Genomic DNA, 9183 nt, shown 5'->3' on the forward strand with positions numbered 1-9183 from the left:
CGATCTTCCAGATCGCAGATTACGGCCTCGTCGGCGATCTCTTCCAGATCGTTCCGGAACTGACCGAAAAAGTCTAGGGCAACCGCGGCCTTCTTCATTATTCAAATACCCAATGGGATAAGGGTGCCGAAGCGGCGTCTAATGAAGAAGGCAGCATTGCCGCGCAGTGCTGCAAGAAAGGGATCGCCCAAAGCCTGTACTACACTGGTCGAAGGAATGTCTCGAGGACGGCAAGAAACGGCTGGCCGGTGATACGGTCCGCCAGGTGAATACCGGCGAGATGAAGAATCTGCGCGCCGAGGCTTTGGCGCGTCTCTTGAAGATGCATGCACCTACGCTTCGAGATAGACTCGGGCCCGAACGCACCGAACTCTCTCGCCACAAGGCGGATGACTGGGCTCCCTCAACCTAGGTTCTGAAACCTGTTAGCGACAGCCTTTGGAGTTCTGCTCCCAATGAGGCCTTCTGCCTCTTACTCGCCCGCAACTTCGGAGTGCAGGCACCTGAAATCCGAATTGGAAAAGTCGGGAAGCGCAGTTATCTTCTGGTTTCGTGCTATGATCGTTTCCGAGAGGGCGATATTTGGCGACGGCTCCATCAGGAAGACTTCTGCCAAGCTATGGGTCACTTTCCTTCTGCCAAATAGGAGCGGAACGGCAGCAATCAACTCGGCCCAAGGTAAGGGACCTCGTTTCGGCGACGAGGTCTACGGTGGGGATCGTCGGCGTCCACGCGCTTTTACGTCGGCTGATTTTCAATATTCTGGTCTGCAATACGGATGCCCATGCAAAGAGCTATTCGCTTCTGATCCGGGGCGGTCATATGTCGTTTGCTCCGATTTACCATGAGATGTGCGCGCCGGTTTGGCCGAAGATAACAGGGTATCTGGCAATGTCGGCGCCACCAAGTGGGATGGCAACCAACTGGCCTGAGCCTCAGGGAAGCTATCTGGAGCAAACACCAATCCCGTAAGGCAGAGCAACTGGGGTCAATGTTCGATTTGGATCATCGCTAAAGCAAGGTATCGTGGCGAAGCTTCCGGCGGCGAGGAGCGTTTTCGGAAGCCTGGCGGCTTGGGCGGCAATTTGTTTTCAGTCCTTTGGGCGGCCAAACATGATCTCGATGCCGTTGCGCCGTTTGTCGCGCCGCACCTCCGACTTAGGTCTTTCTAGCTACAAAAATGTTTACAGAACGGCATTGTCTCGTCTAACCTTAGAGACGAGCGGGGCAACGGCGCCCTGAAGTCCGTCTATCACGCTGAACATATTCGCAACGAAGCCCCTGCATGTTTACTCATGCATTGGGGCTTTTTTTGTTTTGGGCCCAATGACTCCGATTCTTCCCCTTGCACTTCTTTTCTCTAAAAGCGGCCCCTATGAGGCCGTCAGTCGCTCGTCGCTGAACGGTGCGCGGCTGGCCTGTGACGAGATCAATCGCAATGTGAATTTCGGACTTAGGATTGAGCCGGTCGAATTTGACCCCGCTGGACGGCTCGAGGCCTATCCTGAGATGGCACGGAAAGCCTTAGCACAGGGAATTACGAATATTTGCGGTTGCTATACCTCTTCGAGCCGCAAGGAGGTGCTGCCAGAGGTTGAACGTCACGACGGGCTTTTGTGGTTTCCGGTGCACTACGAGGGCTTTGAGAACTCGCTTAATGTGGTCTATTCGGGTTCTGGTCCGAACCAGCATATGACACCGCTTATCGACTATCTGACGGCCGAGGTCGGAAATTCGGTCTGTTGTATCGGGTCGAACTACGTCTGGGGATGGGAAAGCAACCGCATCATGTGCGACAGCATTCGGGCCCGTGGTGGCAAAGTGCTGAGCGAAACCTATCTCGATGTTGGCTCTACCGAAGTTGCTCACGCCGTCGAGATGATCTTGCACCTGCGGCCAGCCTTTGTTTTCAATGCTTTGATCGGTGAAAGCTCCTATGCTTTCATTCGCGCCATGCGGCGGGCCTGTCGAGCGCGTGGGCTGGATCAGCCGGTCGCTTTGCCGATTGCCTCCTGCAATCTCTCGGAGCCCGAGCTGGTCCTGATTGGGCCAGAAGCCTCAGACGGGCATCTGAGCGCAAGCGTGTATTTTGCGAGCGTCCAGTCTGCACGCAACCGCAGCTTTGTTGCGGCCTATCGTGCAGCCTATCCGGGTGGTCCAAGCGTATCGGTAGAGGCAGAGGGGGCCTATAACGCGGTTCACCTGATTGCGCGCGCTGTGCGCGCAGCGGGGGCGAGTGACGCGTCTGCGATCCGGGGGGCCTTAGACAAGGTTGTCCTTGATGCACCGCAGGGAGAGATCCGTCTTGACCCGCTGACCCAACATGCCTGGCTGACCCCGCGGATCGGGCGCTCTCGTGCCGATGCAAGCTTTGAGATCCTTTATGAAAGCCCGTCTCCGGTCGCACCAGATCCTTATCTGACTTGCGCCGGAAGCCGCGAGCTTCCCGCTGCATCCTTCTTTGAACTGGGGTCTGTGCGATGAAAAAAAACCGCGTCATTCAGAGCTTCTCCGGTCGGCAGGCGCTGCTCGCGCTCGGACAGTCCCGAAGCCGCGACACTTTGGTCGGGACTTTGGCACGCCTCGGGATCGAGACCAAAGATGTCTGCATTGGGGATTGGATCGCTGGCGATATTGACATTCCGATCACCCCCGACAGACATGTCGTGTTCATTGACCTCGACCTGGCCTTTCCGACGGCGCAATTCGACGGCACCACGGTGGGGCTTTGTCCGACCGTGGCGCTGATCGGCAGTGAGGTGCCAAGCCGGCTGCGTCTGATGGTTGATCTGGGTGCGACAGCCTCGCTCACGAAACCCGTCTATGGTGGAAGCGTTTATAGCGCGCTGTTTCTGGCCGTGAACGAGTTCAACTTGCGCGCCGATCTGAACAAGCGCTTGCGCGATCACGAAGAGCGTCGGCGTAAGCGACCCGCGCTGATCTCGGCCATCGTCCGTGTCATGAACGACACTGGCTGCGACGAAGCTGCCGCCTTTCTTGATTTGCGTCGCGCCAGCATGCGCCATCGCATGAGCATCGAAGATTATGCCGAATGCTTTCTTGAACGACGACGAACCGACCCGCCGATCCCCGTAGCGCCCGTTTTGAAGGTTGCGCGGGGCTAACCCCAAAACACACAAACCAACAGGTTATCTCATGTCTTTTACACATCGTTATGCCCCAGCCTGTGCGCTGGTGGCGTTGATTGCTGCTGCCTCGCCGGTCCTTGCCAATGAAGGGCCGATCAAGCTGGGGGTGCTCGAAGATCAATCGGGTGACTTTGCCGTGGCGACCATCGGCAAAGTTCATGCAATCGAGCTGGCCACCGAAGAAATCAATGCCGCTGGCGGCATCGCCGGGCGTCCGCTAGAGCTGGTGGTCTATGACACACAGTCCGACAACACGCGCTATCAGGAGTTTATGCGCCGCGTCATGCAGCGCGACAAAGTCGATGCGGTATTCGCAGGCTTTTCCTCTGCCGCGCGCGAGGCATACCGCCCGATCGTCAACCAATTCGATGGCCTGGCCTTCTATAACAACCAATATGAAGGCGGGGTCTGTGACGCGAACATGATCGTGACGGGGGCCGTTCCCGAACAGCAGTTCTCGACGCTACTGCCCTATATGATGGAGACCTATGGCAAACGCGTGTACACGATCGCGGCCGACTACAACTTCGGCCAGCTGTCCGCCGAATGGGTGCGCCAAATCGTAGCCGAGAACGGCGGCGAGATGGTGGGAGAGGAGTTCATCCCTCTCAGCGTTTCGCAGTTCTCGCAGACCATCAAGAACATTCAGACTGCCAAGCCCGATTTCGTGGTGACGCTGCTCGTCGGGACTTCGCAGGCCTCTTATTATGAACAGCAATCGGCCGCCAATCTGGGCCTGCCGATGGCATCTTCGGTGAACGTCGGTCAGGGCTATGAGCACAAGCGCTTCAAGGCGCCGAGCCTCAAGGACATGCATGTCACGGTCAACTATATCGAGGAAATCGACACGCCTGAAAGCAAGGCCTTCGTCGAGAAGTTCCGCGCCCGCTTTCCTGACGAACCCTATATCAACCAGGAAGCGTCGAACTCTTATACAGGGGTCTATCTTTACAAGCAGATGATCGAGCGCGCGAATGGCTCGACCAACAAGGATGATCTGCGCAAGGTCATTGCCGAAGGCGACGTCTGCGTCGATGCGCCCTCGGGCAAGATGTGCATTGATCCGAAAAGCCAGCACAGCTCGCATACGATCTATCTTGCGCATGTGCTGGACGATCACTCGGTCGAATTCCCCAAAGTCTGGAAGGATGTTCAGCCCTATTGGCTGGGGCAGGCGGGCTGCGACCTAACCAAGCACGACCCGAGCGAGCAATACACGCCCTCGAACCCGCCCAAGGCACAATAAGACCGGATCCAGTGGCGGGCGGGAGAACACTCTCGCCCGACGCCGGATCGATCCATTTCCCCAGCAGCGTTTCGGCGCGGCACAGTCACAGGCATGGTCATGGACTTTCTTCCCGCAATCTTCAATTTCCTGTTCCAGACAGGTGATAGCTTCGCCTTTCTTGTTCTTTCAGCCTGCGGGCTGGCGATCATCTTCGGGATGATGGGAGTCATCAATCTGGCGCATGGTGAGTTCATCATGTGCGGTGCCTATGTCTCGTCGAGTTGCGCGCGCATGGGCCTTCCCCTGCCGCTGGCGATCTTTGTTGGCGCATTGGCTGCTGGCCTTGCCGGGATCGTGCTGGAACGCATCGTGATCCGTCCGCTTTACAACCGTCCCCTTGATACGATCGTCGCGACTTGGGGTATTTCCATCATGACCCAGCAAACTGTGCTGATCCTGCTCGGAACGACACTGCCGGGCACGGGCACACCCTTTGGCAGCTTCACCGTCGGCGAGAATTCCTATTCGATCTATCGCCTCGTCCTGATCCTGAGCGCCTTCGCCGTGCTGGGCGGGCTTTGGTTGGTGCTGGTCAAAACCCGCGCGGGGGTTCTTGCGCGCGCCACGATCCAGGTGCCGCATATGGCGGCAAGCCTCGGGATCAACACCGGCCTTGTCTATTCGCTGACCTTCGGCGCGGGCGCGGCTTTGGCGGGGCTTGCTGGTGGGCTTTATGCGCCGACCATGACCATCGTGCCGACCATGGGTAGCTCGTTCATGGTCGAGGCCTTTGTCACCGTCGTGACCGGCGGCGCCGATATCTTCCTTGGGACCGCCCCCGCAGCCGCCATTCTGGCCGTGATCAAGGTCGTCCTGACGTCGTGGTGGGGCCAGCTTGCGGGGCAGATCGGCCTATTGGTCGCGGTCATTTTGGTCATTCGCATCCTACCACGCGGTCTGAGCGGCTGGATCTTGAAGGAGAGACGCTGATGTCCCTGAAATCTTCGTTGCGTCTTCTCGAAGGACCGCAAACCCTTGGCAGGGGACGCGGCTTTTGGTCGGGCTTTGGCCTGATCCTTGCCGCTGCCTTGGCCTATCCTCAATTCGCTGATGGCTTTGATGTCGGCAACAACATCTATTTCTTCAACTATCTCTTCATGGCGATGGGTCTTTGCCTGATCTGGGGCTATGGGGGCGCACTGAGTTTTGGCCAAACCGCCTTTTTCGGGATCGCGGCCTATGCCTATTCCATCCTTTCGATCAACCTTGGCAGCGCCTACGGCTTGACGCTTTTCTCGCTGGTCGCGGCCGTTGCGATCTCGGGTCTTGCGGCGGCGGCGCTTGGCTATTTCCTTTTTTACGGCGGGATCAACGGCGTCTTTCTGGGTATAGTCACGCTGTCGGTGACGCTGGTGCTGGAGCGCTTCATGTCCCAGACTGCGGGGCCGGAATGGGTGGTTGGCGCCGCGCGGCTGAACGGGTTCAACGGCATGGGCGGTATGCCGGCCTTGACCTTGCCGTGGTTTGGCGGCGACGTCGTGCTTTACCCCGATGTCGCGCTTTACTATGTCACGCTGGCTCTGCTGGTGGTCTGCTATCTTGCACTGCGGATGCTGGTCAATTCGCGCTTTGGCAACGTTGTCGTGGCTCTGCGCGAAAACCCGCTGCGCGCCGAGATGTGTGGCTATGACATCCGCAAATACCAGTTGGCGACCTTCGTGATCGGATCGGCGCTCGCGGGGCTGTCGGGAGTTCTTTACACCTCTTGGGGGACCTATATCACGCCATCGTCGATGGGCATGACCGCCGCCGCACTGCCGATCATCTGGGTTGCAGTTGGCGGGCGCAGCGATCTGACCACGGCGCTTGTCGGCACGTTCCTGACGCTGATCGTCTTCCAGCTTCTGACCGTTCACGCCAGCCAATATGCGTTGATCGTCATGGGCGCGCTTTTGGTCGCGACTGTGCTGATCGCGCCGCGCGGGCTGGTGGTGAGCCTCGCCGCCATGCTTGGCCGCCTTGTTTCGCGCCGCCCGATGAAGGAGCCGCAATCATGAACCCGATCCTCGAGACCCGTCACCTGAACAAGCGCTTCGGCGGCCTTCATGTAACCAATGACGTCAACTTCACCCTTGGGACCGGAGAAATTCATTGCCTGATCGGCCCGAATGGCGCGGGTAAAAGCACCTTCTTTCGCCTGCTTCTGGGTGAATATACCCCCGACAGCGGCACTATTCTGTATCAAGAAAGGGATATAACGCGGACACGCTCCTATCAGCGTATCCGTGAGGGGATCAGCGTCAAGTTTCAGGTGCCGGGTATCTTCAAGGACCTCAGCGTTGAGCAAAACCTTGTTATCGCGCTGCAACGTTTTTATGCGCCCGCCGAGATGCGCCACGAGATCGAGCGTCTACTGGATTTTCTGCGCCTGGGACCCGTCAGGCGCATGCTGGCGGGCAGCCTTAGCCATGGCCAGCAGCAATGGCTTGAGATCGCCATGGCGATCGGTCCGCGCCCGAAGCTTTTGCTGCTTGATGAGCCGACCGCTGGTATGACCCCGGACGAGACCCAATTCACCGGCGAAATCCTGCTGCATCTGAACCGCGAAGGGATGAGCATTCTTGCGGTCGAACACGATATGGCCTTCGTGCGCCAGATCGCCGACCAGGTCACGGTGCTGCATTTCGGACGTATCTTCGCCCAAGGCAGCATCGACGAGATCACCGCCAATGACGAGGTTGCCAAGATCTATCTGGGAGAAACCGATGCAGCCTGAACCCTTGCTGGACATTAGCGACCTTCATTCCGGCTATGGCGGCAAGCCGGTGCTCGCGGGGCTGAATATCCGCATCATGCCCGGAGAGATCGTCGCCATCATCGGGCGAAATGGCGTCGGGAAAACCACGCTGATGAAGACCCTGATGGGCCTTTTGCCTACCACAGGCGGCAAGATCGCCTTCAAGGGCCAAGGCCTCAATCCGCTGCCGCCCTATTCCCGCGCGCGTTTGGGCCTTGGATACGTGCCACAGGGCCGCGAGGTTTTTGGCCGCATGAGCGTGACCGAGAACCTTGAAACCGGGCTGTCGATCTGCGGGGGGCGGGCACCTGCGGGCCGGATGGACGAAATCCACGGCTACTTCCCGATCCTGCGCGAACGCGCGCGGCAGCGTGCGGGCACACTGTCAGGCGGTCAGCAGCAACAATTGGCGATTGGTCGCGTGCTGATGGGTGGACCCGATATGGTGTTTCTGGATGAGCCCTCGGAGGGGATCCAGCCCAATATCGTGCAGGACATTGCCCGCTTGATGGTGCGGTTGAATGCCGAAAAAGGGCTGAGCGTGCTCTTTGTCGAACAAAACATCGACATGATACGCGCCATGGCACAGCGCTGCTACGTCATGGACAAGGGCCGTATCACTGCCGAGCTTGGCCCCGACGAGATCCGAGACCGCGCCGAAATGCGCCGTCACCTTGCGGTCTGAACGACTTTTTGAACCCGGAGACGAATATGAGCTGGTTTGACACATCCATCATGGCAACGCGCGGCGTGGCAAAGGGCGAGGCGCGTAGCCATCACAGGCTGGGCGAGGCAGAGCAGGGCGACTATCCCTATATCTACACCGCCCAGATCGAGCCCCGTCTGCGCGTCGACCCCGGTGCAGTCATCACGGCCGAAACCCATGACGCTTTCGAAGGCAAAATCAAAAGCGAGAGCGACCGCCCGTCGGAGATCCTGAATTTTCCCTATCTCAATCCGCAAAACGGTCCAATCTGGGTCAATGGTGCACAAAAAGGCGACGTGATCGCGGTCTATATCGAAAGCATCGTCCCGCGGGGCGATCAACCGCGAGGCACCACGGTCATCATGCCCGAATTCGGTGGGTTGGTGCCGACCAAGGATACTGCGCTAATTTCGCCCGGCCTGCCCGAGCGGGTGCGCAAGCTTCATATCGATGAAAAGACCGGTGTTAAATGGAGCGACAAGATCACGTTGCCCTATGAGCCCTTCATCGGGACGCTTGGCGTGGCGCCGGCTGCCGAGGCAATTTCTTCGCTCGTGCCGGATTACTACGGCGGCAATATGGACATGCCCGATGTCGCACCGGGCGCCATTGTCTATTTTCCGGTCCAAGCCGAGGGTGGCTATCTGTATCTGGGCGATTGTCACGCGGCACAGGGCGACGGCGAGCTATGCGGCGTGGCGGTTGAGCATCCGACTGTCACCACGATCCAGATCGATCTCATCAAGAATTGGGAAATCTCCATTCCACGCCTTGAGAACGAGGAGCTCCTCATGGCGATCGGCGCCTCGCGCCCGATGGAGGACGCCGCACGCGGAGCATATCGCGAGTTGATCCGCTGGATGGCCGCTGATTACGGCTTTGACGAAATCGATGCATACATGCTGCTTACGCAATGTGGACGCGTGCGTCTGGGCAATATGGTTGACCCGAAATACACGATTGGTGCCTCCGTGTCGAAACGCATTGCTATGGCTAATCTGTAAACGCGATCCCACAAATAGCTTCGGGATGCCAGATGATTGGCATCCCGTTTTTGCTCAAACAACTGCATCTGTCAGGTTGGGTTGATCAGCCCCACCTGAGTGGTCCGTTTTAAAAGTTAGTGCATGACCGGCCTTTGGTCTCTGGCGACGATGGATTCCGGGGCCGGTGGGCGATAGCCCCGTGCGCTGTGTGCTCGTTTCGCGTGGTAGTGCTTCCTCCACTTTTCGATCAGGATCTGTGCCTATCGGAGGCTATAAAAGACTTCCCCGTTCAGCATTTCATCGCGAAAGCGGGCGTT

Annotated in this window: 10 protein-coding genes and 3 pseudogenes; 12 read left to right on the plus strand and 1 reads right to left on the minus strand. The window is 58.3% G+C overall.

Features of this window, described 5'->3' with window-relative positions:
• The 12 genes and pseudogenes from RTS12_RS18565 to RTS12_RS18610 form a co-directional block, all read left to right on the plus strand.
• Positions 1-77 (plus strand): annotated as a pseudogene (locus tag RTS12_RS18565) (electron transfer flavoprotein subunit alpha); the annotation flags it as partial.
• Positions 78-146: 69 nt separating this feature from the next.
• Positions 147-310: pseudogene (locus tag RTS12_RS18570) on the plus strand (IS3 family transposase); the annotation flags it as partial.
• 105 nt (positions 311-415) lie between these two features.
• Positions 416-646: a HipA domain-containing protein gene (locus tag RTS12_RS20830; RefSeq protein WP_409455716.1), complete on the plus strand. Its 231-nt coding sequence runs from the start codon at positions 416-418 to the stop codon at positions 644-646.
• Entirely contained in the window at positions 583-972 is a 390-nt protein-coding gene (locus tag RTS12_RS20835) for a HipA domain-containing protein (protein WP_409455714.1), read from the plus strand. The genes RTS12_RS20830 and RTS12_RS20835 overlap by 64 nt, the downstream gene beginning before the upstream one ends.
• A gap of 354 nt (positions 973-1326) precedes the next feature.
• Positions 1327-2484, plus strand: coding sequence for a transporter substrate-binding domain-containing protein (locus RTS12_RS18575; RefSeq protein WP_312531168.1), 1158 nt, complete (start codon positions 1327-1329; stop codon positions 2482-2484).
• Positions 2481-3125, plus strand: a complete 645-nt coding sequence (locus tag RTS12_RS18580; protein WP_312531169.1) for an ANTAR domain-containing protein — start codon at positions 2481-2483, stop codon at positions 3123-3125. Before RTS12_RS18575 ends, RTS12_RS18580 begins: the two co-directional genes overlap by 4 nt.
• 31 nt (positions 3126-3156) lie before the next feature.
• A complete protein-coding gene (locus tag RTS12_RS18585; protein ID WP_312531171.1) occupies positions 3157-4395 on the plus strand; it encodes an urea ABC transporter substrate-binding protein in 1239 nt (412 codons plus the stop codon).
• Positions 4396-4494: 99 nt separating this feature from the next.
• Positions 4495-5367 carry an ABC transporter permease subunit gene (locus RTS12_RS18590; RefSeq protein ID WP_312531173.1) on the plus strand — a complete coding sequence of 291 codons (873 nt, stop codon included), beginning with the start codon at positions 4495-4497 and terminating at the stop codon, positions 5365-5367.
• Positions 5367-6434: an ABC transporter permease subunit gene (locus RTS12_RS18595; RefSeq protein WP_312531175.1), complete on the plus strand. Its 1068-nt coding sequence runs from the start codon at positions 5367-5369 to the stop codon at positions 6432-6434. Before RTS12_RS18590 ends, RTS12_RS18595 begins: the two co-directional genes overlap by 1 nt.
• Positions 6431-7153, plus strand: a complete 723-nt coding sequence (locus tag RTS12_RS18600) for an ABC transporter ATP-binding protein (RefSeq protein WP_312531177.1) — start codon at positions 6431-6433, stop codon at positions 7151-7153. Before RTS12_RS18595 ends, RTS12_RS18600 begins: the two co-directional genes overlap by 4 nt.
• Positions 7143-7859 carry an ABC transporter ATP-binding protein gene (locus RTS12_RS18605; RefSeq protein ID WP_312531179.1) on the plus strand — a complete coding sequence of 239 codons (717 nt, stop codon included), beginning with the start codon at positions 7143-7145 and terminating at the stop codon, positions 7857-7859. Before RTS12_RS18600 ends, RTS12_RS18605 begins: the two co-directional genes overlap by 11 nt.
• A 26-nt stretch (positions 7860-7885) precedes the next feature.
• Positions 7886-8884, plus strand: a complete 999-nt coding sequence (locus RTS12_RS18610) for an acetamidase/formamidase family protein (protein ID WP_312531181.1) — start codon at positions 7886-7888, stop codon at positions 8882-8884.
• A gap of 116 nt (positions 8885-9000) precedes the next feature.
• Here the strand turns inward: RTS12_RS18610 and RTS12_RS18615 are convergent.
• Positions 9001-9183 (minus strand): annotated as a pseudogene (locus RTS12_RS18615) (integrase core domain-containing protein); the annotation flags it as partial.

The sequence above is a fragment of the Paracoccus sp. (in: a-proteobacteria) genome, from assembly GCF_032007265.1.
GTDB lineage: Bacteria > Pseudomonadota > Alphaproteobacteria > Rhodobacterales > Rhodobacteraceae > Paracoccus.